Annotated in this window: 27 protein-coding genes and 1 riboswitch; of the genes, 16 read left to right on the top strand and 11 right to left on the bottom strand. The window is 71.2% G+C overall.

The annotated features are described in order from the left end of the window. Nucleotide 1: 1 nt before the first annotated feature. The 5 genes from ACH4UK_RS06415 to ACH4UK_RS06395 are packed head-to-tail and all read right to left on the bottom strand — an operon-like array spanning nt 2 to nt 4,270. Entirely contained in the window at nt 2-976 is a 975-nt protein-coding gene (locus ACH4UK_RS06415) for a glycine betaine ABC transporter substrate-binding protein (protein ID WP_398354821.1), read from the bottom strand. After that, nucleotides 976-1,842, bottom strand: coding sequence for an ABC transporter permease (locus ACH4UK_RS06410; protein WP_398354820.1), 867 nt, complete (start codon nt 1,840-1,842; stop codon nt 976-978). The genes ACH4UK_RS06415 and ACH4UK_RS06410 overlap by 1 nt, the downstream gene beginning before the upstream one ends. Further along, complete coding sequence (locus ACH4UK_RS06405; protein ID WP_398354819.1) at nt 1,839-3,116, bottom strand: betaine/proline/choline family ABC transporter ATP-binding protein; 1,278 nt, start codon at nt 3,114-3,116, stop codon at nt 1,839-1,841. The genes ACH4UK_RS06410 and ACH4UK_RS06405 overlap by 4 nt, the downstream gene beginning before the upstream one ends. Continuing rightward, nucleotides 3,109-3,756: an ABC transporter permease gene (locus ACH4UK_RS06400; protein ID WP_073800989.1), complete on the bottom strand. Its 648-nt coding sequence runs from the start codon at nt 3,754-3,756 to the stop codon at nt 3,109-3,111. The genes ACH4UK_RS06405 and ACH4UK_RS06400 overlap by 8 nt, the downstream gene beginning before the upstream one ends. A gap of 16 nt (nt 3,757-3,772) precedes the next feature. Further along, complete coding sequence (locus tag ACH4UK_RS06395) at nt 3,773-4,270, bottom strand: Lrp/AsnC family transcriptional regulator (protein WP_398354818.1); 498 nt, start codon at nt 4,268-4,270, stop codon at nt 3,773-3,775. A gap of 122 nt (nt 4,271-4,392) precedes the next feature. Between ACH4UK_RS06395 and hppD the strand changes: the two genes are divergently transcribed. Then, on the top strand, nt 4,393-5,538 hold the full coding sequence (hppD, locus tag ACH4UK_RS06390) for a 4-hydroxyphenylpyruvate dioxygenase (RefSeq protein ID WP_398354817.1): 1,146 nt from the start codon (nt 4,393-4,395) through the stop codon (nt 5,536-5,538). 96 nt (nt 5,539-5,634) lie between these two features. Here the strand turns inward: hppD and ACH4UK_RS06385 are convergent, their stop codons facing one another. Continuing rightward, the gene (locus ACH4UK_RS06385; RefSeq protein WP_398354816.1) at nt 5,635-7,299 is read right to left on the bottom strand and encodes a tetratricopeptide repeat protein; all 1,665 of its coding nucleotides are present in this window, start codon (nt 7,297-7,299) and stop codon (nt 5,635-5,637) included. Nucleotides 7,300-7,396: 97 nt separating this feature from the next. Here ACH4UK_RS06385 and ACH4UK_RS06380 point away from each other — a divergent pair, with 97 nt between their 5' ends. Then, on the top strand, nt 7,397-8,764 hold the full coding sequence (locus tag ACH4UK_RS06380) for an FAD-binding oxidoreductase (RefSeq protein ID WP_398354815.1): 1,368 nt from the start codon (nt 7,397-7,399) through the stop codon (nt 8,762-8,764). Between the two features lie 31 nt (nt 8,765-8,795). Here ACH4UK_RS06380 and ACH4UK_RS06375 read toward each other — a convergent pair whose 3' ends face one another. Then, complete coding sequence (locus ACH4UK_RS06375; RefSeq protein WP_398354814.1) at nt 8,796-9,278, bottom strand: SsgA family sporulation/cell division regulator; 483 nt, start codon at nt 9,276-9,278, stop codon at nt 8,796-8,798. A gap of 247 nt (nt 9,279-9,525) precedes the next feature. On the opposite strand from ACH4UK_RS06375, the gene ACH4UK_RS06370 reads away from it, so the two are divergent. Next, entirely contained in the window at nt 9,526-11,043 is a 1,518-nt protein-coding gene (locus ACH4UK_RS06370; protein WP_398354813.1) for an RDD family protein, read from the top strand. 133 nt (nt 11,044-11,176) lie between these two features. After that, nucleotides 11,177-11,845: an RDD family protein gene (locus ACH4UK_RS06365; protein WP_398354812.1), complete on the top strand. Its 669-nt coding sequence runs from the start codon at nt 11,177-11,179 to the stop codon at nt 11,843-11,845. A gap of 19 nt (nt 11,846-11,864) precedes the next feature. Here the strand turns inward: ACH4UK_RS06365 and ACH4UK_RS06360 are convergent, their stop codons facing one another. After that, a complete protein-coding gene (locus ACH4UK_RS06360; protein ID WP_398354811.1) occupies nt 11,865-12,173 on the bottom strand; it encodes a hypothetical protein in 309 nt (102 codons plus the stop codon). Nucleotides 12,174-12,587: 414 nt separating this feature from the next. On the opposite strand from ACH4UK_RS06360, the gene ACH4UK_RS06355 reads away from it, so the two are divergent. Together ACH4UK_RS06355 and ACH4UK_RS06350 are read left to right on the top strand one after the other, a co-directional pair. Next, nucleotides 12,588-14,990 carry an immune inhibitor A domain-containing protein gene (locus ACH4UK_RS06355; RefSeq protein WP_398354810.1) on the top strand — a complete coding sequence of 801 codons (2,403 nt, stop codon included), beginning with the start codon at nt 12,588-12,590 and terminating at the stop codon, nt 14,988-14,990. A gap of 124 nt (nt 14,991-15,114) precedes the next feature. Continuing rightward, a complete protein-coding gene (locus ACH4UK_RS06350) occupies nt 15,115-15,522 on the top strand; it encodes a hypothetical protein (protein ID WP_398354809.1) in 408 nt (135 codons plus the stop codon). Nucleotides 15,523-15,548: 26 nt separating this feature from the next. Here the strand turns inward: ACH4UK_RS06350 and ACH4UK_RS06345 are convergent, their stop codons facing one another. Both ACH4UK_RS06345 and ACH4UK_RS06340 read right to left on the bottom strand, forming a co-directional pair. Then, nucleotides 15,549-16,139: an isochorismatase family protein gene (locus ACH4UK_RS06345; RefSeq protein ID WP_398354808.1), complete on the bottom strand. Its 591-nt coding sequence runs from the start codon at nt 16,137-16,139 to the stop codon at nt 15,549-15,551. A gap of 208 nt (nt 16,140-16,347) precedes the next feature. Continuing rightward, nucleotides 16,348-17,676 (bottom strand): nicotinate phosphoribosyltransferase, encoded by a 1,329-nt coding sequence (locus ACH4UK_RS06340; RefSeq protein WP_398354807.1) that lies wholly within the window; start codon nt 17,674-17,676, stop codon nt 16,348-16,350. Nucleotides 17,677-17,755: 79 nt separating this feature from the next. Here ACH4UK_RS06340 and clpS point away from each other — a divergent pair, with 79 nt between their 5' ends. The 10 genes from clpS (at nt 17,756) to ACH4UK_RS06290 (ending at nt 25,750) form a co-directional block, all read left to right on the top strand. Beyond that, a complete protein-coding gene (gene clpS / locus ACH4UK_RS06335) occupies nt 17,756-18,073 on the top strand; it encodes an ATP-dependent Clp protease adapter ClpS (RefSeq protein WP_398354806.1) in 318 nt (105 codons plus the stop codon). An 84-nt stretch (nt 18,074-18,157) separates the two neighbouring features. Continuing rightward, nucleotides 18,158-18,766, top strand: coding sequence for a DUF2017 domain-containing protein (locus tag ACH4UK_RS06330; RefSeq protein ID WP_398354805.1), 609 nt, complete (start codon nt 18,158-18,160; stop codon nt 18,764-18,766). Nucleotides 18,767-19,097: 331 nt separating this feature from the next. Then, on the top strand, nt 19,098-20,543 hold the full coding sequence (locus ACH4UK_RS06325; RefSeq protein ID WP_398354804.1) for an amino acid permease: 1,446 nt from the start codon (nt 19,098-19,100) through the stop codon (nt 20,541-20,543). Nucleotides 20,544-20,677: 134 nt separating this feature from the next. Next, nucleotides 20,678-21,100, top strand: coding sequence for a Mov34/MPN/PAD-1 family protein (locus ACH4UK_RS06320; protein WP_398354803.1), 423 nt, complete (start codon nt 20,678-20,680; stop codon nt 21,098-21,100). Between the two features lie 74 nt (nt 21,101-21,174). Next, nucleotides 21,175-21,293, top strand: a riboswitch (cobalamin riboswitch). A gap of 58 nt (nt 21,294-21,351) precedes the next feature. Next, nucleotides 21,352-22,347 carry an ABC transporter substrate-binding protein gene (locus ACH4UK_RS06315; protein WP_398354802.1) on the top strand — a complete coding sequence of 332 codons (996 nt, stop codon included), beginning with the start codon at nt 21,352-21,354 and terminating at the stop codon, nt 22,345-22,347. Next, nucleotides 22,344-23,384, top strand: coding sequence for a FecCD family ABC transporter permease (locus tag ACH4UK_RS06310; RefSeq protein WP_398354801.1), 1,041 nt, complete (start codon nt 22,344-22,346; stop codon nt 23,382-23,384). Before ACH4UK_RS06315 ends, ACH4UK_RS06310 begins: the two co-directional genes overlap by 4 nt. A gap of 31 nt (nt 23,385-23,415) precedes the next feature. Beyond that, nucleotides 23,416-24,213 (top strand): ABC transporter ATP-binding protein, encoded by a 798-nt coding sequence (locus tag ACH4UK_RS06305; RefSeq protein WP_398354800.1) that lies wholly within the window; start codon nt 23,416-23,418, stop codon nt 24,211-24,213. Between the two features lie 69 nt (nt 24,214-24,282). Beyond that, a complete protein-coding gene (locus ACH4UK_RS06300; RefSeq protein ID WP_398354799.1) occupies nt 24,283-24,396 on the top strand; it encodes a putative leader peptide in 114 nt (37 codons plus the stop codon). Between the two features lie 116 nt (nt 24,397-24,512). Continuing rightward, the gene (locus ACH4UK_RS06295; protein ID WP_363199738.1) at nt 24,513-24,800 is read left to right on the top strand and encodes a MoaD/ThiS family protein; all 288 of its coding nucleotides are present in this window, start codon (nt 24,513-24,515) and stop codon (nt 24,798-24,800) included. After that, entirely contained in the window at nt 24,800-25,750 is a 951-nt protein-coding gene (locus tag ACH4UK_RS06290; protein ID WP_398354798.1) for a PLP-dependent cysteine synthase family protein, read from the top strand. The genes ACH4UK_RS06295 and ACH4UK_RS06290 overlap by 1 nt, the downstream gene beginning before the upstream one ends. A 118-nt stretch (nt 25,751-25,868) precedes the next feature. Here the strand turns inward: ACH4UK_RS06290 and ACH4UK_RS06285 are convergent, their stop codons facing one another. After that, entirely contained in the window at nt 25,869-26,378 is a 510-nt protein-coding gene (locus ACH4UK_RS06285; protein WP_398354797.1) for a type II toxin-antitoxin system PemK/MazF family toxin, read from the bottom strand. Nucleotides 26,379-26,579 lie beyond the last annotated feature (201 nt).

The raw sequence follows: 26,579 nt of genomic DNA, 5'->3' as shown, positions 1-26,579 counted from the left end.
CTCAGCCCTCCTCGATGAACCCCTCCGCCACCAGCCAGTCCTTCGCCACCTCGTGCGGGTCCTCGCCGTCCACGTCCACCTTGGCGTTCAGCGACTGCGCGACCTCGGTCGTCAGCTTCTTCGCGAGCGGGTCCAGCAGCTCCGCGATCACCGGGTACTTCTCGAAGGTGGCCTCGTGGATGACCGGGGAGGCGTTGTAGTTGGGGAAGAAGTTCTTGTCGTCCGCCAGGACGTCCAGGTCCATGGCCTTGATGCGCCCGTCGGTGGTGAACACCTCGCCCAGCAGGCAGGAGCTGGACCCGGAGACCTGGGTGTAGATGATTCCGGCGTCCATCTTCTGGATGTTGCCCGCCGGGATCTTCATCCCGTACCGCTTCTCCATCCCGGGCAGCCCGTCGTCGCGCGAGGCGAACTCGTTCTCCACGCAGATCGTCACCGCGCCCGGATCCTTCTTCGCCAGCGCGGCCACGTCCGAGAGGGTCTTCAGCCGGTACTTCGCGTTGTTCTTCTTGCTGATGGCCAGCGCGTACGTGTTGTCTAGCGGGGCCGGCGGCAGCCAGACCACCCCGTTGCCCCGGTCCTCGTCGCGTACCGCCTCGTACTGCTTCTGCGGGTCGACGATCGGGTCCGCGTGGCCGAGGAAGGTGATCCAGCCGGTGCCGGTGTAGTCCCACTGCGCGTCGGCGTCGCCGTTGATGATGGCCTCGCGCGCGCTGATCGAGCCCGGCAGGTTCGTCCGGTCCAGCACCTCCGCCCCGGCCGCCTTGAACACCAGGCCGGTCATCTGGCCCAGGATGATGTTCTCGCTGAAGTTCTTCGAGGTCACCGTCAGCGTCGCGCCCTTGAGCGGCTCGCCCTGCCCGACCGACCCCGGCGACACGTCGTCCACCATCGGCGAACCGCTCTTGAGCCCGCAGCCGCCCACCAGCAGCACCAAGGACGCGGCCGCCAGGACCCGGATACCGTACGTCGCCATCAGCGCTCCTCCAGCCCGCGCGGCGTCAGCGCCAGTTCGGCCAGCGAGGCCAGCCAGTCCACCAGCAGGGCCAGCACCACCGTCAGCACCGAGCCGATGATCAGCACCGGCATCCGCTGCGTCTGGATCCCCGAGGTGATCAGGTCGCCGAGCCCGCCGCCCCCGCCGAACGTCGCCAGCGTCGCCGTGCCGACGTTCAGGACCAGTGCCGTACGCACCCCGGCCAGGATCAGCGGCACCGCGAGCGGCAGCTCGACCTTCATCAGGACGCCCCGGCCGGACATCCCCATCCCGCGCGCCGCCTCGATCATGTTCGGCTCGATCGCCCGCAGCCCCGCCACCGTGTTGGAGAGCACCGGCAGCACCGCGTAGATCACGATGCCGATGATCGCGGTCCGCGGGCCGATGCCCAGCCAGATCACCAGCAGGGCCAGCAGACCGATCGCCGGGGTCGCCTGCCCGATGTTGGCCAGCGCCGTGAACGCCGGGGCCGCCTTCCGCAGCCGCCGCCGGGTCAGGGCGATGCCGAGCGGGATGGCGATGATCAGCACCCAGAACGTGGAGATCGCCGTCAGCCGCACATGCTGCCACCAGCGCAGCTGCACATTGCCGCCGGACAGCGAGTTCTCCGCGATCGAGTCCAGGTGGATGTTGGTGATCCACACATAGGTGACCACCAGGACGACCACCAGCACCACCGGCAGGACCACCAGCTTGCGCCAGGTGAACCGGCGCTCCGGCGTGGCCGGGGCGGGGGAGGGGTCGCTCTCCTCGTCGTGGAACGCGTGGCCCTTGACGTCGTGCTCGCCCGGCGGCCGGGTCGGCGACGGCTCCTTCCCGGAGCGGGCCGGATGGCTGGGACTCATCGGCCGCCCCCACCCCCCTCCAGCTCCTGCTCGGTCTGGTGGACGCGCAGCTCCTCCAGCTCGTGCTGGTGCTCCATCGCGGTCAGCCGGTCGGCCTCCAGCAGCTCCTGCACGTTGTCCATCAGCGTCTTCATGTCGACGACCCCGATGAACTCGCCGCGCCGCCCGGTCACCGCCACCCGGCCCCCGCTGTCCGTCAGCACCGCCTCCAGCGCGTCGTGCAGCGTGGCGTCCCGGGTCACCGTGTCGTGCACCAACTGCCCGGCCCGCGCCAGCGAACCGCGCGCCCGCATCAGGTCGCCGCGCCGCAGCCACTTGTACGGGCGGTTCTGGCGGTCCAGCATCAGCAGCTCGTTGTGCGGGCCGCTGCGCAGCTTGTTGAAGATCGACTGGAGTGGGTCCTCGACCGTGACCGTCGGGAAGTCGGCGATGCCCACATCGCGTACGCGGGTGAGGTTGAGGCGCTTGAGGGCCGCGCCCGCGCCGACGAATCCGGAGACGAAGTCGTCCGTCGGGTTGGTGAGGATGGCCTCGGGGGTGTCGAACTGGGCGATGTGCGAGCGCTCCCGCAGCACCGCGATCCGGTCGCCCAGCTTGATCGCCTCGTCGAAGTCGTGGGTGACGAACACGATCGTCTTGTGCAGCTCGTGCTGGAGCCGGATCAGCTCGTCCTGGAGGTGGTCGCGGGTGATCGGGTCGACCGCCCCGAACGGCTCGTCCATCAGCAGCACCGGCGGATCGGCGGCCAGCGCCCGCGCCACGCCCACGCGCTGCTGCTGCCCGCCGGAGAGCTGGCGCGGATAGCGGCCGTGGAACTCGCGCGGGTCCAGGCCCACCAGGTCGAGCATCTCCTCGACCCGGTCCTTCACCCGGGACTTGGACCAGCCGACCATCTTCGGGACCAGGGCGATGTTGTCCGCGACCGTCATGTGCGGGAAGAGGCCGGAGGACTGGATCGCGTACCCGATCTTGCGGCGCAGCTTCACCGGGTCGATGTCGGTGACGTCCTCGTCGTCGATCCGGATCCGGCCCGAGGTCGGCTCGATCAGCCGGTTGATCATCTTCAGGGTGGTGGACTTCCCGCAGCCGGACGGCCCGACGAAGATCACCGTCTCGCCCGCCCTGATCTCCATCGACACGTTCTCGACGGCCGGGTTCGGATTGCCCGGGTAGCTCTTGGTGAGGCTCTCCAGCTGGATGGTGGCCCCGGAGGCCGAGCGCCCGCCGGCCGTGCCGCCGGTGTGGTCGGTTCCGGTGTCGGTCGTCTCAGGCACGGATCCCCCTCGGGATGGTCAGCCGTCCCAGCAGGACGTACGCGGCGTCGAAGAGCAGGGCGAGGACGACGATGCCGAGCGTGCCCGCGAGGACCTGGTTGATCGCGTTGGCGCTGCCCAGCGAGGCGATGCCCCGGAAGATCTCGTTGCCGAGGCCGGGCCCGGAGGCGTACGCGGCGATGGCGGCGATGCCCATCAGCATCTGGGTGGAGACCCGGATCCCGGTCAGGATCGGCGGCCAGGCGAGCGGCAGCTCCACCCGGCACAGCCGCGCCAGCCGCGACATCCCGATCCCCGTCGCCGCGTCGACCAGGGACGGATCGACGCCCCGCAGCCCGACGATGGAGTTCCGGACGATCGGCAGCAGCCCGTACAGGGTCAGGGTGATCACGGTCGGCGCGACGCCGAGGCCGACCAGCGGGATCAGCAGACCGATCGCGGCGAGGGAGGGGATGGTGAGGATCGTCGCCGTGGAGGTGATGGCCAGCGAGCCGCCCCAGCCGCTGCGATAGCTCACCACCCCGATGACCACGCCCAGCACGGTGGCGATGACCATGCACTGGAAGACCGCGCTGACGTGCTGGAACGCGTCGGTGAGGAGCTGCTGGTGGCGGGTGCTCAGATACTCCCAGAAGCTCACACGGCACTCCTTCGGCTCAGTAAAGTCCCGGGCCCTCGGGTCGGTCGGTGTCCTCGGCCGCCTGTTCCACCAGCGGGATGATCCGCAGCGGAACCGGGTTCTCCATGACGATCGCCGTGGAGGCCCGGACAATGCCATCAAATCCGACAACCCGGTCGATCACCCGCTGAAGGTCCGCGTTGGAACGGGCCACCAGGCGGCAGAACATGTCGCCGTGCCCGGTGGTGGTGTGCAGCTCCAGGACTTCCGGGACGCCGCCCAAATGGGCCCGTACGTCGGCCCCTTGGCCCTGCTTGATCTCCAGCGTGGCGAACGCGGTGACCGGATAGCCGAGCGCCGCCGGATCCACGTCGGGGCCGAACCCCCGGATGACGCCATTCGACTGAAGGCGGTCCAGTCGCGCCTGCACGGTGCCGCGCGCCACCCCGAGCCGCCGGGACGCCTCGAGGACGCCGATACGCGGTTCACGCGCCAGGAGCACGATGAGCCGCCCGTCCAGATGATCGATCGTCATGACTCCACCTTCGATGGTCACCCTGTACAGATAGTCCGGCCATCATGGCGATCGACTGAGCACATTGACCAGTGAATGCGCGAACTATTGCGCACCTTGCGATGTGGGGAGAGCCTTCGAACATGACTGAGACTCTGCACACCAGCCCCGAAACCGCCCGGCAGGCCGACCCCTTCCCGGTCAAGGGAATGGACGCGGTCGTCTTCGCCGTGGGCAACGCCAAGCAGGCCGCGCACTACTACTCGACCGCCTTCGGCATGAAGCTCGTGGCCTACTCCGGACCGGAGAACGGCAGCCGCGAGACCGCGAGTTACGTTCTCACCAACGGCGCCGCCCGCTTCGTCCTCACCTCCGTGATCAAGCCGTCCACCGAGTGGGGCACCTTCCTCTCCGACCATGTCGCCGCACACGGCGACGGCGTCGTCGACCTCGCGATCGAGGTCCCGGACGCCCGTGCCGCGTACGCGTACGCCGTCGAGCACGGCGCGCGCGGCATCACCGAGCCGCACGAGGTCAAGGACGAGCACGGCACCGTCGTCCTCGCCGCCATCGCCACGTACGGCAAGACCCGCCACACCCTGGTGGAGCGCTCCGGCTACGACGGGCCCTACCTCCCCGGCTTCACGGCCGCCGAGCCGATCGTCGAGCCGCTCGCCAAGCGCACCTTCCAGGCGATCGACCACTGCGTCGGCAACGTCGAGCTCGGCCGGATGAACGAGTGGGTCGGCTTCTACAACCAGGTCATGGGCTTCACCAACATGAAGGAGTTCGTGGGCGACGACATCGCCACCGAGTACTCCGCCCTGATGTCGAAGGTCGTCGCCGACGGCACGCTCAAGGTCAAGTTCCCGATCAACGAGCCGGCCATCGCGAAGAAGAAGTCGCAGATCGACGAGTACCTGGAGTTCTACGGCGGCGCGGGCGTCCAGCACATCGCGCTCGCCACGAACGACATCGTCGCCTCGGTCCGCGCGATGCGCGCCGCCGGCGTGCAGTTCCTCAACACCCCCGACTCGTACTACGACACCCTCGGCGAGTGGGCCGGCGAGACCCGGGTGCCGGTCGAGACCCTGCGCGAGCTGAAGATCCTGGTCGACCGCGACGAGGACGGCTACCTGCTGCAGATCTTCACCAAGCCGGTCCAGGACCGGCCGACGGTCTTCTTCGAGATGATCGAGCGCCACGGCTCGATGGGCTTCGGCAAGGGCAACTTCAAGGCCCTGTTCGAGGCGATCGAGCGCGAGCAGGAGAAGCGCGGCAACCTCTGACCCGCGGCCGGCCGACCCGCCTTCCTCCCGCAGAACGCCGCCGCGGTCCGGGGCAGTACCCCGGACCGCGGCGGCCCACTCGTGCACGGCGGCCGGTCAGGGACTCTTCGACGCCTCGGCCGGTCCGCTCGCAGCGGCCTTCGACGGGGCGGCCGGGGACTTCGACGGGGCCGGAGCCGACTTCGAGGGCGCCGGAGCCTCGGGCTTCGTCTCCTGCTCGGGCTTCGTCTCCTGCTTCGGCTTCGGCTCGGGGGCCGGCGGGGGCGGCGGCGGCTCCATGTCCCCCGGCCCGCCCGGCGGCGGTTCGCCGAGCGCGTCCAGGGCCTCCTGGGCCAGCGGCGCGGCGAGCGGCGAGAAGGCCGGGTTGGTGCGCAGGGCCTCCTCCAGATGGCGGCGCGCCGGACCGTAGTCCGCCAGCTCCCGCTGGATCACGCCCAGGTGGTACGCGTACGAGGCGTTCCGCACGCCCGTGCCGACGGCCCGCTCCGCGTATCCGAGGCCCTCCTTCGACTTGCCCGCCCGGTGCAGCGCCCAGCCCAGCGCGTCCGCCACCGCCGCACTGCGGTGCTGCTCGCGCCACTGGCCGCGCAGCAGCTCCACCGCCGTGTCCGGGTCCCCGTGGTCGGCCTCGAAGCGGGCCAGCAGCAGCGACTCGTCGCCCCCGGCCCGCTTCGCCTCCGCCACCATCCTCCGCAGTTCCGCGTACTGGGTGCGGGCGTCCCCGTCCAGCCCCAGCGACTCGTACAGCTCGCCCAGCTCCAGGGCGTACTCCGGGCGCGGGAGCTGCTCGAGCGCGCTCTGGTAGGCGGCCGACGCCTCCTCGGCGCGGTCCAGCGCCACCAGGGCGCGGGCCCGGCCCGCCAGCGAGGCGTGGTGACCGGCGTCCGTGCGCAGCGCCGCGTCGAACTGGGCCACCGCCTCCTGCGGTTCGCCCCGCTCCCAGGCCAGCTCGCCCAGCCGGTGCAGCGCCTCGGCCTTCTCGGCGGGCTGGGTCGCCAGGTCGGCCGCCTCCCGGGCGGTGGCCAGCGCGTCCTCGCGCCAGCCCTGGCCCCGGTAGAGCTCGGCGGTCCGGGCCAGCGCCGGAACGCCCTTGCGCAGCTCGCCGAACCTCTCCGTCGCCGCGGTCGCCGCCTTCTGGTCGCCGAGGCCGGTGTACGCGTCGATGAGGACCGGGTAGACGCTCCAGGTCTTGGGCTGCTGCGCCTTCACGGTCTCGCCCCACCGCTTCGCCGCGAGGAAGTCGTGCCGCGCGTTGGCCAGGGCCGCCAGGCCCACCCACGCCTCCCCGTTGCCGCGCTCGCCCGGCTGCGCGTCCAGCGAGCGCTTCAGGGCCTGTTCGGCGCGGGCGTAGTACGCCGTGTCCGCCGACCGCCGCGCCCACTCCACGTACGCCGTGCCGAGCGTCGCCAGGGACGGGGCGTCCTTCGGGTGGGACTCCACCCACTTCTGCCGGTCCCCGATCAGTGCGGTGAGGTCCGAGAGCGAGGCGGGGGAGCCCGCGGTCGTCGCCGCCTCGGCCCGCTCGACCGGACCCGGCTCCTTCGGCCCGTCGTCCTCCCCGCCGGGCACCGCCACCAGGGCGCCGGCCAGCAGGACCCCCGCCGCCACCGCCCCGAACGCGGCACGGCGCAACGTCGTCCGCACGGTGGGCGGCGGCAGGGGCACGGCGGTGGCGCCTTCGGCGGGCAGCACGTAAGGGTCCTGCGGGGACGGCTCGGGCGGCTGGCGGGACTCCGGATCCTGCTGCGGCATGACATCCATGGCCATCACTCTGCGTCAGTCATACGAGCACACCGCGCCTTGGGATCGCTGCCGCCTACGGGTTCACACCATTGGCCCCGGGTGTCAGGCTCGGATCATGAGCGATCTCCTCGAACGGCTGCGCGCGGGACTGCCCCCCGAGGCGCTGATCACCGATCCGGACGTCACCGCGTCCTACGCCCACGACATGGCGAGCTTCTGCGAGGCCGGCACCCCGGCCGTCGTCGCGCTCCCCCGTACGGTCGAGCAGGTCCAGCACGTCATGCGGACCGCCACCGCGCTGCGCGTCCCGGTCGTCCCGCAGGGCGCCCGTACCGGCCTGTCCGGCGCGGCCAACGCCTCGGACGGCTGCATCGTGCTGTCCCTGGTGAAGATGGACCGGATCCTGGAGATCAGCCCGGTCGACCGGATCGCCGTCGTCGAACCGGGCGTCGTCAACGCGGTGCTGTCACGCGCGGTGAACGAACACGGTCTGTACTACCCGCCGGACCCCTCCAGCTGGGAGACGTGCACCATCGGCGGCAACATCGGCACCGCGTCCGGCGGCCTGTGCTGCGTGAAGTACGGGGTCACCGCCGAGTACGTCCTGGGCCTGGAGGTCGTCCTCGCCGACGGACGGCTGCTGACCACCGGCCGCCGCACCGCCAAGGGCGTCGCCGGATACGACCTGACCCGGCTCTTCGTCGGCTCCGAGGGCAGCCTCGGGATCGTCGTCAAGGCCGTCCTGGCGCTCAAACCGCAGCCGCCCCAGCAGCTCGTCCTCGCCGCCGAGTTCCCCTCGGCAGCCGCCGCCTGTGACGCTGTGTGCCGGATCATGGAGCGCGGTCACACGCCGTCACTCCTCGAACTGATGGACCGTACGACCGTGCGTGCCGTCAACGCGCTGGCCTCCATGGGCCTGCCCGAGACCACCGAGGCCCTGCTCCTCTGCGCCTTCGACACCCCCGACCCGCTGCCCGACCTCGCCGCCGTCGGAGCGCTCTGCACCGAAGCGGGAGCCACCGAAGTGGTCCCCGCCGACGATCCCGCCGAGTCCGAACTCCTGCTCCAGGCCCGCCGCATGTCGCTCACCGCCCTGGAGACCGTCAAGTCCGCGACGATGATCGACGACGTCTGCGTACCGCGCTCACAGCTCGGCGCGATGCTCGCGGGCACGGCGGCCATCGCCGAGGAGTACGACCTCACCATCGGCGTCTGCGCCCACGCGGGCGACGGCAACACCCACCCCGTCGTCTGCTTCGACCACCACGACCCCGACGAGTCCCGCCGGGCCCGCGAGTCCTTCGACGCGATCATGGCGCTCGGCCTCGACCTGGGCGGAACCATCACCGGCGAACACGGCGTCGGCGTGCTGAAGAAGGAGTGGCTGGCCCGGGAACTGGGGGAGACCGGCATCGAACTGCAGCGCGGCATCAAGGCCGCCTTCGACCCGCTCGGTCTCCTCAACCCCGGCAAACTCTTCTGATCCCTCCTCCTCCCGTCTGTGCCGCCGGCTCTCACGCCTCGCCGTCCTGGGAGGGCGACTCGTCCGCCGCCCACGGGTCGCTCAGCCACAGGTCGTCCGCCGGCAGCGGGGCCAGCAGCTCCGCCAGGGCCTCGTCGAGGCCGAGCCGGTCGCTCTCGGTGCCCGGCGGCACCACCCGCAGGGTCCGCTCCACCCAGGCGGCCACGGCGGCCGACGGGACCTCCAGCAGGGCGTTGCCGTCGGGGGAGGTGAGGGCCACGCAGATGACGCTGCGGTTCTCGACCTTCGTCGGCCAGATCCGTACGTCCCCGTGCCCGCACGGCCGGAACACGCCCTCCACCAGCAGCTCCCGGGCGAACGTCCAGTGCACGGGCGACTCGGAGCCGATGTGGAAGGCGATGTGCACGGCGTACGGGTCGTCGGTGCGATACGTCAGCCGGGCGGGTACGGGGATGGACCGCTCCGGCGACAGAACCAGCTTCAGCTCCAGCTCACGTTCCACGATGCTCATCATGAGAATGCACGACCTTCCGGTGCTCGTGGGCCGGTCCCGTGACCGTCCCGCACAAGGAGAGAGCGCCCTCCCTGCCACCTATTACGCGACTTCTCCAAAAAACTTCGTGCCGTCCCCGAAGTGGTTCCAAACCGGAGGACCGGCCCGGGGGCGGGCGGCTGTCTGATAGATGTGGACCCTTGTATTGAGGCCGTCCGCCCGCACCGCGGGGACGGCCTGAGGCCTCGAAGAGATACGGGATCCGCTGATGAGCGCGCCAACTCCGGCACCCGGTGACGAAAGCCCCCGCGAGGGCTACTACCCCGACCCCTCCATCCCCGGCTACGTCCGGTACTGGAACGGTGCGTCCTGGGTCCCCGGCACGAGCAGGCCCGCGCCCCGGCAGACGGGCCCGGCCGCGGCTTCGGGAGCGGCCCCCGCCGCCGGTGCGCAGACCGCGCCGGTGGAGGAGACCGGCCCGATCTTCTTCGACGAGGAGGAGGGGCCCGGGGCCGGCCGGGGTACCCCGGCCGGCCCCGGCGCACCCGCCGCGGACCACGCGGGGGCCGCGTCCGTCTGGCAGGCGGACACGGCACGCCAGAGCGGCTTCGGCGGCGAACAGGACCGCCGGGTCGCCTGGGGCGGGCCGGAGCCCACCGGGCAGCCCGCGCCGGTGGCCGACCCGCGGGCGCCCCTGGCCCAGGACCCCACCGGTGGCGCGCTGCCGGGGATGCGGGACGGCGGCGGCCGGTCCGCGGAGGAGGCCGGGGCGCTCCCGCCGACCGACGGGACGGTCACGATCCGCGCGGTGGGACCACGGCCGAACGCGGTACGGGGGAGCGCCCCGCAGCCCCGTGCCGGACAGCCCGATGCCGTACAGCCGAACCCGGCACCGGCGAACCCGGCACCGGCGAACGCCGGTACGCCGCAGGGGCCGCAGAACGTGCCCGCGGCGCAGCACAGCCTCGCCCCGGCCCCGACGCCCCGGGTCCTCCCCGCGCAAGCGCAGCCGCAGCAGGCCCAGCAGCCGCAGCAGGCGCCGCCACCGGCTCCCGCGCCGGTCCCGGCCCCCGCTCCCGCCCCCGTCCCCCCGGCGGCCCTGCACACGCCCCTGACGCCGGGACCCGGCGGCGGCTCGGCCTCCTGGGCGCAGCAGGTCCACCAACTGGCCCAGCCCGAACCGCAGCAACAACAGCAACAGCAGCAACAGTTTGCGGACCAGGGGCCGGGGACCGACCAGCCCGTCGTGCCCTGGAAGCCGCCGGTCGACGACCCCTTCCAGCAACTGGCCCGCAACCAGGCCTCGGCCCGGCCCGCCGGGCTCGGCAAGCGGTTCGCCGCCCGGCTGGTCGACAGTCTCGTGCTCGGCGCGGTCGTCGGGGCGGCGGCGGTCCCGCTGGCCACCCGGGCGCTCGACCACATCGACCGGAAGATCACCGCGGCGAAGGAGACGGGGGAGACCGTCACCGTCTGGCTGCTGGACTCCACCACCGGGGCGCTGCTGGGGGCGCTGCTCGCCGCGTTCCTCCTCCTCGGCTTCCTCCTGGAGGCGCTGCCGACGGCCAAGTGGGGCCGGACGCTGGGTAAGAAGCTCTTCGGGCTCGACGTACGGGACATCGAGTCCCACGACGCGCCGACCGTGGGCGCGGCCCTGCGCCGCTGGCTCGTCTACGGCGTGCTGGGGCTGCTCGTCATCGGCGTGGCCAATGTCCTCTGGTGCCTGATCGACCGACCCTGGCGTCAGTGCTGGCACGACAAGGCCGCCCGCACCTTCGTCGCCGGCTGAGCGGGCCGCCGGACGGCCCGGACGCGGGGCCGGGCGAGGGGCGAGGGGCCCGTTCCAACTCGTATGCCGCTCCGCTTCCCCCGAACGTACCTGAGCCGTTGCGGGCCCCGGTGGCGCGGGATGCACTGCCCCCATGAGCAACGACCAGCCGACGCCCGGCCAGCCGCCCGAGGACGACGATCCGTTCCTCAAGAAGCCGCAGGAGCCCTCGCCGCCGTCCGAGGGTCAGCCGTACGGCAGTGCGCCGCCTCCGCCGCCGCCTCCGCCGCCGCCGAACGATCCGTACGGCAGCGGCGCAGGCTTCGGGGCGCCCGATCCGCTGGCCGGGATGCCGCCGCTCGCCGAGCCGGGGAAGCGGATCCTGGCGCGCCTCATCGACTTCCTCATCATCTCGATCCCGCTGTATCTGATCTCGCTGCCCTGGGGCGGCGCGGTCGACGTGAACGGGGACGGCGACGACGGGTTCGGCGACGCGGTCAGCAACGGGTACAGCGGGCACCAGCTGCTGTGGTCGCTCATCGGCCTGGTGGTCTACGTCGCCTACGACACGTACTTCACCCACAAGGACGGCCGCACGCTGGGCAAGCGGCTGCTGAAGCTGCGCGTCGCGATGCTCAACGACGGGCGGGTGCCCGACACCGGGGCCGCGCTGATGCGGGCCGTCGTGCTGTGGGCCCCGGCACTGCTCTGCTGCCCCTGCCTGTGGTGGCTGATCAACATCGTGCTGATGTTCACCGACAAGCCCTATCGGCAGGGATTGCAGGACAAAGCGGCCAAGACGGTCGTCGTGTCCGCCCGTTAGCGGGCTTGCGGGACAGCCCTCAGCGGCGCAGCGAGTGTTCGTCCGCTCGCGCGGACGAACGGCCCGCCGGAACCCGCTCCCGTGCCCCGATGCCCTCCAGGGCGTGGTGGGTGCGGGCGGCGGCGTGGGAGGCCGCCGTCCCGCCGGCCGGCCGGTGGCCGGGCAGCGGCAGGCGCAGGGCCACCAGGAGGCCGAGGGCCAGTGCGGTCGCGCCGACGGCGGCCACGCCGACGCCGGACTCCGTGCGGAACAGCAGCAGCAGGGCGAGCGTCGTGGCGACGACGGTGGCCGAACCGTAGGCGAACTGTGCGGCAGTCGGACGCGGCATGACGGATTCCGTCCTCGGGACGTCGGATGGGCGGGGCGGCCGGCACGGTCGTGGGCGCCGAACGACCCTACGACGGTGGATGCCCGACCCGGACCGGTAGTAAGCGTGACCTAACCCACGGTACCGGTGCACGGGGGGCGCACTGAGTCACGCCTCTCACCAACCGGACAGTGGGGCGCGCCGGTTGACGCGGGTCGACGAGCCTGGTCCGGACTTTCGCTGTTCTTTTACCGTTCCCTTACCGTCCGCATACCGGAAGAGTGCTCCGCATAGTGCACTTGGTCTGTTCAAGTCAAGGTCTGTCTTTTCTCTCATAACTCCGATCGAATGTCGTCACTTGTGACGCGTTTACGCGCGCGGCCCGCTTCATACCCCCCTGGCCGCAGCGCGGACGCCCGGGGAGGACTGCATCAAGTGACCAATCAGAGACGGGCGCTTCGCGCCGCTGCTGTTGTCGTGGCCATGGCTGCGACCGCTGCGACGGCGTCGACCTTCGCCACCGCCCAGGCGCATGACAGCACATCAGGTTCTGGTGTCTCCACCGTCGACCGCCGTGACCCGGCGCCGGCCAAGGGGCACGTGGAGCACAACCTGGAGGGCCCCTTCAGCGAGCAGCAGGCCGCCCAGCGCGAGGCCGCGCTGGAGCAGGTGCTGTCCGGGGACAAGAAGGTGGCGAACCGGAGCGGCTCCAAGGTCGTCAAGCTCGGCGACAAGAAGTACGTGGAGCTGGGCCGGGAGAAGACCGACAAGATCTTCACCATCCTGCTGGAGTTCGGCGACGAGGTCGACGACACCACCATGTTCGACCCGGACGGCGACGGCCCCAAGCCGCCGGTCAAGAAGTTCGGCGGCACCCCGGGCCCGGCGCACAACAAGATCGCCAAGCCGGACCCGAAGAAGGACAACAGCACCGCCTGGAAGGACGACTACAACCAGGAGCACTTCCAGGAGCTCTACTTCGGCGAGGGCAAGGGCGTCAACTCGCTCAAGACCTACTACGAGAAGACCTCCTCGGGCCGCTACTCGGTCGAGGGAGAGGTCTCCGACTGGGTCAAGGTCCCGGCCAACGAGGCCCGCTACGGCTCCAACTACTGCGGCCAGTCCAACTGCGCCAACGTGTGGGACGCGGTGCGCGACGGCGTGAACGCCTGGGCCGCCGACCAGAAGGCCAAGGGCCGCACCGACGCGGAGATCAAGGCGAACCTGGCCGAGTACGACGCGTGGGACCGTTACGACTTCGACGGCGACGGCAACTTCAACGAGCCCGACGGCTACATCGACCACTTCCAGCTGGTCCACGCCGGTGAGGACGAGTCGGCCGGCGGCGGCGCCGAGGGCGAGAACGCCATCTGGGCGCACCGCTGGTACGCGTACGGCACCAACGCCGGTGCGACCGGTCCCGAGGGCAACAAGGCCGGTGGCGCCCAGATCGGCGACACGGGCATCTGGGTCGGCGACTACACCGCCCAGCCCGAGAACGGCGGACTGGGCGTCTTCGCCCACGAGTACGCCCACGACCTCGGTCTGCCGGACCTGTACGACACCTCCGGCGGCGGCGAGAACTCGGTCGGTTTCTGGTCCCTGATGTCGGCGGGCTCCTGGCTCGGCACCGGCAAGGGCGAGATCGGCAACCTGCCGGGCGACATGACCTCGTGGGACAAGCTCCAGCTGGGCTGGCTCGACTACGACACGGCCAAGGCGGGCAAGACCTCGCTGCACAAGCTGGGCGTCTCGGAGTACAACACCAAGGACCCGCAGGCGCTCGTCGTCGAGCTGCCGGAGAAGGCCGTCACCACCACGGTCGTCAAGCCCGCCGAGGGCTCGAAGCAGTGGTGGAGCGACATGGGCGACGACCTGTCGAACACCCTGACCCGCTCGGTCGACCTGACCGGCAAGTCCAAGGCCACGCTGGACCTTTCGGGCTGGTACGACATCGAGGCCGACTACGACTACCTCTACACCGAGGTGTCCGACAACGGCGGCACCAGCTGGACCGCGCTCGACGGCACCGCCGACGGCAAGGCCATCCCGCGCGACGCCAGTGACAAGCCGGCCCTGACCGACGTCTCGGGCGACTACAAGAAGCTCTCCTTCTCCCTGGACGCCTACGCGGGCAAGAAGGTCGACCTCCGCTTCCGCTACCAGACGGACGGCGGCGCGGGCGGCAAGGGCTTCGCGGCCGACGAGATCACCGTCACGGCCGACGGCGCCGCGCTCTTCTCGGACAACGCCGAGGGCGACGACAACGGCTGGACCGCGAAGGGCTTCTCGCGGATCGGCGAGTCCTTCACCCAGGACTACCCGCAGTACTACATCGCGGAGAACCGCCAGTACGTGTCGTACGACGAGACCCTGAAGGTCGGCCCGTACAACTTCGGCTTCTCCGGCACGCGTCCGGACTGGGTCGAGCACTACGCGTACCAGAACGGTCTGCTGGTCTGGCTCTGGGACACCTCCCAGAAGGACAACAACACCTCCGTCCACCCGGGCCAGGGTCTGATCCTGCCGATCGACGCGCACGCCAAGCCGCTCAAGTGGAAGGACGGCTCGCTCCTGCGCAACAAGATCCAGCCGTTCGACGCGCCGTTCAGCTGGTACCCGAACAAGGGCTTCACGCTCCACAACGCGGACGTCCCGCTGAAGATCAAGCCCGCGCTGGGCAACCCGGTCTTCGACGACCGCAAGGGCACCTACTGGTACGAGGAGAACCCCACGGGCAGTGTCAAGGTTTCTGACACCAACACCCGCATCTCCATCGTTCACGAGCCCCTCAACGGCTCGACGATGAGCCTGCTGGTCAGCCCCTCGGGCCGCTGATCAAGTAAAACCGCAGGTCACAGCGTGATCGGCCGTCGCCCCCTAGCGGGCGGCGGCCGATCGTGTTTAGGTGCGTCTTGTTCAGATCCTTATTGACACGACGTCTCACGGGGGAGCGCGGAGTATGGCAGGCGGAGGTTTCTGCAGGTTGCCGAACGGCACGGTAGTGGTCGCACTGACCCTGACCAGACCGGCCGACGGCACGGATTCCTGCGGCGGTACGGGAGCCGGGCCCGGAGCCCCGGTACGGGTGCTGGTGCACGCGGTGAACCGGGCGCGCGCCCTGACCAGGCTGCGCAATCTGGGGCTGCGGGCGGTGTACCTGCGCGGCAACGACCGGCCGCCCACGCCGGACGAGGTCACGGCGGTGCTGCACCATCCGGACGGCCTGCTGTGGCGGGCCGCTCCGCAGGCGGAACCGCCCGGACGGCCCGGGGGCATCGCTCCCCAGTCGTGCCAGGAGCTGTGGCACCCGATCAGGGCGCTGCTGGGCCCCGCCGGGTACGCGGGACCGGCCCGACCGGCCGCGTAGGGCGCGACCGGGCCGGGCGGAGCGGGTTACGGCGCGACGACCGGCGTGCCGGAGAGCTTCACGCCCGCCGTGCGCAGCTCCGCCAGGGCCCGTTCGGTGGTCGCTCCGGAGACGCCCGCGGTCAGGTCGAGCAGCACCTGCGTGACGAAGCCCTCACGGGCCGCGTCCAGGGCGGTGGCCCGCACACAGTGGTCGGTGGCGATGCCGACCACGTCGACCTCGGTCACCTCGCGGTCGCGCAGCCACCGGGCGAGGCCGGTGCCGTTCTCGTCGGAGCCCTCGAACCCGCTGTACGCGGCCGAGTAGGCGCCCTTGTCGAACACCGTGTCGATCGCGCCCGAGGCCACGGCCGGCGCGAAGTTCGGGTGGAAGCCGACGCCCTCGGTGCCGGCGACACAGTGCACCGGCCAGGAGTGCACGAAGTCGGGGCTGGGCGAGAAGTGGTCGCCCGGGTCGATGTGGTGGTCGCGGGTGGCCACCACATGGCGGTAGCCGGGCTGGGCGTCCCCGATCAGGTCGGTGATGGCGGCGGCGACGTCGGCACCGCCCGCCACCGCGAGGCTGCCGCCCTCGCAGAAGTCGTTCTGAACGTCCACGACGATCAATGCGCGGTGCATGGCGGGTGTCCTTCGATGGGGGCGGGAGCGGATGGAGCGGGGGCGGGGCCGGAGCGGGAGGGGGATACCGGGGCGCCCCGGGTGGGTCCGAGGGTTCGAGCCTAGGCACTGGAACGTCACAATCAAGCCCGTCCGCGAAACCGCCGGCCCGGACCCGGCCGGTCCGGGCCTCCCGGGGCCGCCTCGCGGGGCGGCCCCGGGGGCGTTCTCAGACGTACTCGGTCGGGATCACCGGCTCGCCCCGCGACAGCTGGCTCGCCGACATCGGCAGCCCCGAGCGTGCGGCCACGTGCCGCTCCCGGGCGGCCTCCAGCGGCTCGCGCGCGACCACCTCGCCGCCCCGCACCAGCTCCACCAGCAGCTGCCGTCCGGCCGGCCGGTCGGACGCGGGTCCGGTGCCGATCACCTCGGCCTCGGCGACCCCGTGCTCGTCGGTCCGGCGCACGGCCCACTTGCGACCGCCCCTCGACGACTTCGCGCCGAGCGACTTCTTCGCCACCGGGACCAGCGGAGCGTCCGGCTCCGCCGAGCCGGCGCGGGCGACCAGTTTGTAGACCATCGAGCAGGTGGGGTGCCCGCTCCCGGTGACCAGCTGGGTGCCGACCCCGTACGCGTCCACCGGCGCGGCGGCCAGTGAGGCGATCGCGTACTCGTCCAGGTCCGAGGTCACCACGATCTTCGTGCCCGTCGCCCCCAGCTCGTCCAGCTGCTGGCGCACCCGGTGCGCGACCAGCAGCAGGTCCCCGGAGTCGATCCGTACGGCGCCCAGCTCGGGCCCCGCGATCTCGACGGCCGCCCGGACCGCCTCGGTCACGTCGTAGGTGTCGACCAGCAGCGTCGTGCCCCGGCCCAGCGAGTCCACCTGCGCCCGGAACGCGTCGCGCTCGGTGTCGTGCAGCAGGGTGAAGGCGTGCGCGCTCGTGCCGACGGTCGGGATCGCGTAGCGGAAGCCCGCCGCCAGGTCGGAGGTGGCGTCGAAGCCGCCGACGTACGCGGCGCGGGCCGAGGCGACCGCGGACAGCTCGTGGGTGCGGCGCGCGCCCATCTCGATCAGCCGGCGGCCGCCGGCGGCGGCCGACATCCGCGAGGCGGCGGCGGCGATGGCGGAGTCGTGGTTGAGGATGGAGAGGATCACCGTCTCCAGCAGCACGCACTCGGCGAAGGAGCCCTCCACCCGCAGGATCGGGGAGCCCGGGAAGTAGACCTCGCCCTCCTCGTAGCCCCAGATGTCGCCGCTGAAGCGGTAGCCGGCCAGCCATTCGAGGGTGGTCTCGTCGACGATGTCCTGCTGGCGCAGGAAGCCGATCATCTCGTCGTCGAAGTGGAAGTTCTCCACCGCGTCCAGCACCCGCCCGGTGCCCGCGACGACTCCGTAGCGCCGCCCCTCGGGCAGCCGGCGGGTGAACGCCTCGAAGACCGAGTGCCGGTCGGCGGTGCCGGCCTTGAGGGCCGCCTGCACCATGGTCAGCTCGTACTGGTCGGTGAAGAGCGCGGTCGACGGAACGCCGACCCGTCGCCCGAGGTCCGCTGAGTTCATGGCTGGGATGCTACCCCCTATTCGTCAAAGTGACGAGATGTGGGGTCCGTTTATGCGCCGGGCCCGCCCGGGTGGCAGCATGGGACGGGTGAGCGTTGCTACCCCCGTAGAGATCGAACGTCCTGATCCGGCCGAGGAGACCTTCGCGGTCCCCGAGCCGGACGTCCCGTGGGTGACGCTCGTCCACAATGACCCGGTCAACCTCATGAGCTACGTGACCTACGTCTTCCAGGCCTACTTCGGCTATCCGAAGGACAAGGCCCACAAGCTCATGCTGGACGTGCACCAGAAGGGCCGCGCCATCGTCTCCAGCGGGAGCCGCGAGGAGATGGAGCGCGACGTCCAGGCCATGCACGGTTACGGGCTGTGGGCCACCCTCACCCAGGACCGCAACTAGGCCCTGCCCCGCCCGGACGCGCCCCCGCCGCCTCCGGGACCTCGCCCGTCCCCCTGCCCCGCACGACCCACCATCGGAGAATCCATGGCCGGCCATTTCGAGGCCACCCCAGGCGGCGGCGCGGCCGTCGCGCTCGACGAGGTCGAGATCTCCATCCTGCGCTCCCTCGTCGTCCAGATGCTCGAACTGATCGGTCCGGGCGACCAGCCGGCCGAAGGAGAGGACCCGCTCGCCGCCCTCTTCGCCGAGGGCCCCAGCAAGCCGCCCTCCGACCCGGCGCTCGCCCGGCTCTTCCCCGACGCCTACGGCGGCCCCGACCTGCCCGCGGAGGGCGGAAAGCCTCAGGAGGAGCTGCGGGAGCTGTCCGCCGAGTTCCGCCGCTTCACCGAGATGGACCTGCGCTCCCGCAAGCGCGAGGACGCCCTCGCCGTCGTCCGCACCCTGGACGCGCTCTCGCCCGACAGCGGCGGCGCCGTGCTCACCCTCACCGGCGACGAGTGCCGCAACTGGCTCGGCACCCTCAACGACCTGCGCCTGACCATCGGCACCCGGCTGGACGTCGCCGACGAGGACCAGGGCGAGGAGGGCTCCCTCTACCGGCTCCCCGACACCGACCCGCGCAAGCCCATGGTGATGGCCTACCTCTGGCTCGGCGCGCTCCAGGAAACGCTCGTCGAGACGCTGATGCCGTAAATCCGGGCCCTTCCCGCGCGGCGCCGAAGGGGCCGTTCCGTTCGCTCAACGGACGCTCAGATCCGTATAACGATCCCACCAAGTGATAGGTGGCATTCGTGGCGTACGGAGTCCCTTGTCCGCTTTTTGCTGTGGTGTGCACCACAGAATGTCCCACGGTGTCCCGTGACGGCCGTGATAAATCTTCACGACCGCCCGGGGACGCCACCCCTGTTCCTGGGGGCGCTACACACCGGCCGAACGCCGGTCGCACTCCATCCATATCCGGGGGGATCAGGACCTGATCCGCAGCCTGCACGGCGCGGATCGGCGTGGAGAAAGGCGCACCAACATGACATCGGCGCAGGTCGACGAGGGACAGGTCGACAAGGGTCGGCCCGGCGGCGACGCCGGGGACGCCGGGACCGGTGGCGAGGGATACCAGCGCGGTCTGGGAGCTCGTCAGATTCAGATGATCGCCATCGGCGGAGCGATCGGCACCGGGCTCTTCCTCGGTGCGGGCAAAGCCATCGACCGGGCCGGACCCAGCCTCATCCTGGCCTACGCCATCGCGGGCCTGGTCATCTTCTTCATCATGCGGGCCCTGGGCGAACTCCTCATGTACCGCCCGGTCTCCGGCTCCTTCGCGGAGTACGCCCGGGAATTCCTCGGCCCGTTCTTCGGATTCGTGACCGGCTGGACGTACTGGCTCTTCTGGGTCGTCACCGGAATCACCGAAGTCACGGCCGCGGCCACCTATATGACGTACTGGTGGAACATTCCGCAGTGGCTGTCCGCTCTGGTGTTCACCATCATTCTGTACGGTGCGAACCTGATCTCCGTGAAGCTCTTCGGTGAGCTGGAGTTCTGGTTCTCGATGGTCAAGGTCACCGCCATCATCGGCATGATCCTGATCTGCGCGGGCGTTCTCACCCTCGGCTTCTCCGACGCCGGAGACACCGCGACCGTCTCCAACCTCTGGAACGACGGCGGCTTCTTCCCGAACGGCATCACCGGCACGCTCATGACGCTCCAGATCGTCATGTTCGCCTTCCTCGCCGTGGAACTCGTCGGCGTCACCGCCGGGGAGTCCAAGGACCCCAAGACCGTGCTGCCCAAGGCGATCAACACCGTGCCGTGGCGCATCGCCGTCTTCTATGTCGGCGCGCTGATCATGATCCTCTCGGTCGTGCCGTGGTCCACCTTCAAGCCCGGCGTCTCGCCGTTCGTGAAGGCCTTCGAGGAGATGGGGCTCGGCGTCGGCGCGGCCATCGTCAACTTCGTCGTCCTCACCGCGGCGCTCTCCTCCTGCAACTCCGGCATGTACTCCACCGGCCGCATGCTCCGCGACCTCGCGCTCAACGGCCAGGGCCCCCGGGCCTTCACCAAGCTGACGAAGAACGGCCTGCCGCTGGTGGGCACCACGTTCTCCGCCGCCCTGATGCTCGTCGGCGTGTGGATCAACTACCAGTGGCCGGGCGAGGCGTTCAACTACGTCGTCTCCTTCGCGACCATCTCCGGCATGTGGGCCTGGATCATGATCCTGATCAGCCAGATCCGCTACCGCCGGCTCGCCGACCAGGGCATGCTGCCGCAGTCCTCGTTCAAGGCGCCCGGCGCCCCCTACACGAGCTGGTTCGCGCTCCTGTTCATCGGCATGGTCATCGTGATGATGGCGATCGACAAGGACGCCAGGATCTCGCTCTACTGCGCACCGCTGTGGGCGCTCATCCTCTTCGTCTCCTACCGGGTGCTCCAGGCGCGCACCCCGGAGAAGGCCTCCTCCGGCAACCGCTGACCCCGGGGGCGGGCCCCACGACCGCCCCTCTCCCGGACCGCCCCCGGCCGCCCCAACGGCCGACCGTGTCCAGCATGCGGGCCCCCGCGTACCACCCACCGGTACGCGGGGGCCCGCGGTCTTATCCTGGCGCCATGCTGACCATCACCCAGACGCTCTACGACCAGATCGTCGCCCACTCCCGCGCCGACCACCCCGACGAGGCGTGCGGAGTGGTCGCGGGCCCGGCCGGGACGGGGCGCCCCGAGCGCTTCGTCCCGATGCTCAACGCCGCCCGCTCGCCCACGTTCTACGAGTTCGACTCCGCCGACCTCCTCAAGCTCTACCGCGAGATGGACGACCGCGACGAGGAGCCCGTGATCGTCTACCACTCGCACACGGCGACCGAGGCCTACCCCTCCCGCACCGACGTCTCGTACGCGGGCGAACCCGGCGCCCACTACGTTCTCGTCTCCACCGCCGACACCGACGGCTCGGGCCCCTTCCAGTTCCGCTCGTACCGCATCGTGGATGGCGAGATCACCGAGGAAGACGTGCAGGTCGTCGAGGCGTACTGACCGCCCGGGTGCCTCGCGGGGCCGCCGCCCGGGTCTGGCACACTGCACCCCAGACCCGACCACAAGGCAGCAGGAACCAGGAAGCCGGTGCGAATCCGGCACGGTCCCGCCACTGTGACCGGGCCCCCTCCCACGCGGACGACTCCCCAGCGGACGACCCCGCACCGGAGGGCGGCCCGGAAGCCAGGAACTGGCCCGCCGCCTTCTCGCATCGACCAGGGGACGCGGAAATCCCCCGGAGAGGCCCCGCCATGCCCCGGCGCACCCCCGCGCTCATAGCCGCCGCCGTGCTGCTCCCGCTCGCCCTCACCGCCTGCTCCTCCCCGGACGGCGACACCGCCGCCGGGGACGAGGCGGCCGGCCGGAGCGACGGCTTCCCGTACACCGTCAAGAACTGCGGCGTCACCACGACGTACCAGGCCCCGCCGAAGCGCGTCGTCACCATGAACCAGCACGTCACCGAGATCATGCTGGAACTGGGCCTGACGAAGTCCCTCGTCGGCACCGCCTACCTCGACGACCAGGTCCTGCCGAAATACGGAGAGGACTACGCGTCCGTCCCGGTCCTCGCCAAGGAGTACCCCTCCTACGAACAGGTCCTCGCCGCCAACCCCGACTTCGTCTACGGCGGATACGGCAGCGCCTTCACCGCCGGCGACGGCCGGGGCCGCGAGGCGTTCGAGAAGGCCGGCGTCGAGACCCGCCTCAACACCGAGAGCTGCACCAAGGGCGACCGGCCCATGGACACCCTCTACCAGGAGATCCGCGAGGTCGGCCGCACCTTCGGCGTCCCCGACCGCGCCGAAGCGTGGATCAAGCAGGCCAAGGCCGACAACGCCGCCACCGCCAAGAAGCTCGCCGACATCAAGCCCGTCTCCGTCTTCGTCTACGACAGCGGCGACAAGACCGCCTTCACCGCGGGCGGCGAGGGCATCGGCAACGAGCTGATCGAGCGGGCCGGCGGCAGCAACGTCTTCGCCGACCTCGACAAGCCCTTCGGCGACGCCTCCTGGGAGAACGTCGTCGACCGCAGGCCCGAGGTCATCGTGATCTACGACTACGGCTCCACCACCGTCGAACAGAAGAAGAAGCGCCTCCTGACCGACCCGGCCCTCGCCGACGTCCCCGCCGTCAAGAACCGGCGCTTCGCCGTCATGCCGCTCTCCGACGCGGTCCTCGGCGTCCGCGTCCCCGCCGCCGTCGACAAGCTCGCGGCCCAGCTCCACCCGGCGGCCTCCCCCTCGTGACCTGCCGCGCCTCCGCACCGCGGCGGCCGCTCGGCTACACCCTGGTGCTCGGCGCCCTCGCCGCGCTCCTGGCCGCCGCCGTGCTCGCCGCCCTCGCCCTCGGCTCCGTCCGCATCCCGCCCGGCCAGGTCCTCGACATCCTGACCGGGCGGGCGGAGGCCGGACCGTTCCGCACGATCGTCCTGGACGTCCGGCTGCCCCGGGTCCTGCTCGGCATCGTCGTCGGCGCCGGACTCGCCGTCATCGGCACCGTCCTCCAGGCCCTCGTACGCAACCAGCTCGCCGACCCGTTCCTTCTCGGCGTCTCCTCCGGGGCCTCCACCGGCGCGGTCCTCGTGATCGTCCTCGGCATCGGCGCCACCCTCGCCACCACCGTCACGATCCCCGCCGCCGCCTTCGCCGGCGCGCTGCTCTCCCTGCTGCTGGTCTACGCCCTGGCCCGCGGCGGGGGCGGCCTCACCACCAACCGGCTCGTCCTCGCCGGCGTCGCCGTCTCCTACGTCCTCTCCGCGCTCACCAGCCTGATCCTGGTCACCTCCGCCCGCGCCGACCACCTCCAGGAAGTCCTCTACTGGACCCTCGGTGGCCTCGGCGCGGCCCGCTGGGACATGCTCGCGCTCCCCGCGATCACCCTCGTCGCGGGGACCGCCGTCCTGCTCACCCTGGCCCGCCCGCTCGACCTGCTCCTGGTGGGGGAGGAGGGCGCGACCGTCCTCGGCCTGGACACCGCCCGCTTCCGGGCCGCCGTCTTCGTCCTCGCCTCCCTCATGACCGGGGTGCTCGTCGCGTACAGCGGGGCGATCGGCTTCGTCGGGCTGATGGTCCCGCACATGGCCCGGATGGCGGTCGGCGCCTCGCACCGGGCGCTCCTCCCGGTGGTCGCGCTCGGCGGGGCGGTGTTCCTGGTCCTCGCCGACCTGGCCGCCCGGACGCTCGCCGCCCCGCAGGACATCCCGGTCGGCGTACTCACCGCGCTGACCGGCGGCCCGTTCTTCCTCTGGATGCTCCGCCGCAGGCCCGAGGGAGCGCCCGCATGACGACCGTACGCACTCCCGAGGGAGCCTGCCCGTGACCACCCTGCGCACCGAGGGACTCTCGTACGGCACCGGCGAGGGCCGCCACCTCGTCGACGCGGTCGACCTCATCGCCGCCGACGGCGAGACCGTCGGCCTCGTCGGCCCCAACGGCAGCGGCAAGACCACCCTCCTGCGCTGCGTCTACGGCACCCTGCGCCCCACCCACGGCCGCGTCCTCCTCGACGGCGACGACCTCGCCGCCCTCCCTGTGAAGGCCCGCGCCCAGCGGATCGCCACCGTCCCGCAGGACGGCCAGGCAGGCTTCGAGCTCACCGTCGGCCAGGTCGTCGCGATGGGCCGCGCCCCGCACAAGCGGTTCTGGGAGGCGGACAGCGCCGCCGACGCCGCCCTGGTCGCCGAGGCCCTCGCCCGGGTCGGCGTCGCCGCACTCGGACCCCGCACCTTCGCCTCGCTCTCCGGCGGCGAACGCCAGCGCGCCCTGGTCGCCCGCGCCCTGGTCCAGCAGCCCTCCCTCGTCGTCCTGGACGAGCCGACCAACCACCTGGACATCCGCTACCAGCTGGAGATCCTCTCCCTCGTCCGCGACCTCGGCACCACCAACCTCCTCGCCCTGCACGACCTCAACCTCGCCGCGTACTACTGCGACCGCCTCTACGTCCTCCAGGCCGGCCGCGTCGTCGCCTCCGGCACCCCGGAGGAGGTCCTCACGGCCGAGCTGCTCGCCGAGGTGTACGGGGTGGCCGCCGAGGTCAGCACCCACCCGAAGACCGGCGCACCGACCGTCGTCTACCTCCCGCAGGACTCCCTCCACCGCCGCGCGTCCACATAGTGGTCGCTCTCCATCCATCATGTGGGATCACACTCGGGTTTCCGGACGGGGAATCGATACGATGCCCGCATGGTTCCCCATGACGTGAGCGACAAGACGCCGGGCGCGCTGCTCGTCGCGCGGCTGCACGTCGACCTGTGCAGGCTCGCCAGCGCGATCTGTCCCGACCGAGCCTGCCCGTGAGCCGCCCGGCCTGAGCCGCGGTCCGCGCGCCCACCACCCGGCACCACCCCCTGCGCGGGGGCAGAAACGCGCGCCCCCACGCCACCTCCTCCACGCTTTCGACAGGAGCCCACGCCATGGCCATCGAGGTCCGCATCCCGACCATCCTCCGCACCTACACCGACGGCGCGAAGGCCGTCGAGGGCAACGGGGACACCCTCGCCGACCTCTTCGCCGACCTGGAGACCCGCCACACCGGCATCCGGGAGCGCATCGTCGACGGTGCGAACGGCGAACAGCTCCGCCGCTTCGTGAACGTCTACCTCAACGACGAGGACGTCCGCTTCCTCGACGGCATCAGCACCAAGCTCAGCGACGGCGACAACGTCACGATCCTCCCGGCCGTCGCCGGCGGCATGCGCTGATGCGGTACGACTCCCCGCTGGCGGCCGTGGGGAACACTCCCCTCGTCCGCCTCCCGCGGCTGTCCCCGTCCGAGGACGTCCGCGTCTGGGCCAAGCTGGAGGACCGCAACCCCACCGGCTCGATCAAGGACCGCCCGGCGCTCCACATGGTCGAACAGGCCGAGAAGGACGGCCGGCTGACACCCGGCTGCACCATCCTGGAACCCACCAGCGGCAACACCGGCATCTCGCTCGCCATGGCGGCCAGGCTCAAGGGCTACCGCATCGTGTGCGTCATGCCGGAGAACACCTCCCGGGAACGGCGCGACCTGCTCGCCATGTGGGGCGCCGAGATCATCTCCTCCCCGGCCGCGGGCGGCTCCAACACCGCCGTACGCGTCGCGAAGGAGCTGGCGGCCGAGCACCCGGACTGGGTGATGCTCTACCAGTACGGCAACCCGGACAACGCCGGCGCCCACTACGCCACCACCGGACCGGAGATTCTCACCGACCTCCCGTCCATCACGCACTTCGTCGCGGGCCTCGGCACCACCGGCACCCTCATGGGCGTCGGCCGCTACCTCCGCGAGAACCGCCCCGGCATCCGGATCGTCGCCGCCGAACCGCGCTACGACGACCTGGTCTACGGGCTGCGCAACCTCGACGAGGGCTTCGTCCCCGAGCTCTACGACGCCTCGGTCCTCACCACCCGCTTCTCCGTGGGCTCCGCCGACGCGGTCACCCGCACCCGCGAACTGCTCCAGCAGGAGGGCATCTTCGCCGGCGTCTCCACGGGCGCCGCGCTCCACGCGGCGATCGGCGTGGGCAAGAAGGCGGTCAAGGCGGGGGAGAGCGCCGACATCGTCTTCGTCGTCGCGGACGGCGGCTGGAAGTACCTGTCGACCGGCGTCTACACGGCCGCAACGACAGAAGAGGCCATCGAAACCCTCCAGGGCCAGCTCTGGGCATAGCCCCAGCCCCGTCCGGGCGCACCATTCAGCCCGTCCGGCGTTCGAGGACGTCTTTCCAGCCCCTCCGGCGGTTGAGGAGCGGGGCCCGGGGCAGCGCCCCGAAACCAGGGCCCCGCCCTCACCCGGCCCCCAACCCCCGCACCCGCTCCCAGAGCTCCGGCTCCACCGCCCCCACCCGCCGCCGGAACCCCACCAGCCGCACCTCCCGCAGCTCGTCCGTCTCCAGGAAGCTCCGCCGCCCCTGCCGGTCGCCGACGGTCCCGGAGGGCAGCGCGATCACCCCGGGCCGCTCCTCGTGATGCTTGCTGGTGATCTTGGCGACCAGCGCCGTGCGTCCCCGGCCCCGGCCCCGTACCGAGATGACCAGACACGGCCGGTCCTTCGACCCGGGCCCGTCCTCGTACGGCACATCGGCCCACCAGACCTCGCCCGCCCGCGGCGTACGCCCGTCCCCGCGCCCCTCCGGGCCCGACGGCCTGCCCGGCGGCCGGGTGCCGGCCCTCCGTTCCGGCTGCCGGGGCCGTCGCGAACGGGGGCCCCGGTCCGAGCGCCCCCGCCCGTCCACCACCGTGGCGACGAGCGCGAGCAGAACCACGGCGACCAGCGCCACCCACCAGAACGTGTTCATCCACCGACCGTACCGGTGGGCGCGCTTCCATCGAACCGGTGACAGAGCAGGTGAGTTCCCCCACAACGGAGGGCAGCGGAGGAGCGACGTGGAGTTTCGCGCCTTACGCTCGACAAACCGCAAAACCCATCTCGCGGGAACCCTGAAGAGCTCCCGCGGGATACGCACGAACCCTCCCCGTTCCCACGTCTCGGAGGTTCA

The organism is Streptomyces sp. NPDC020884, assembly GCF_044333935.1.
GTDB lineage: Bacteria > Actinomycetota > Actinomycetes > Streptomycetales > Streptomycetaceae > Streptomyces.
This window is presented reverse-complemented; position numbering and strand designations above follow the sequence as displayed.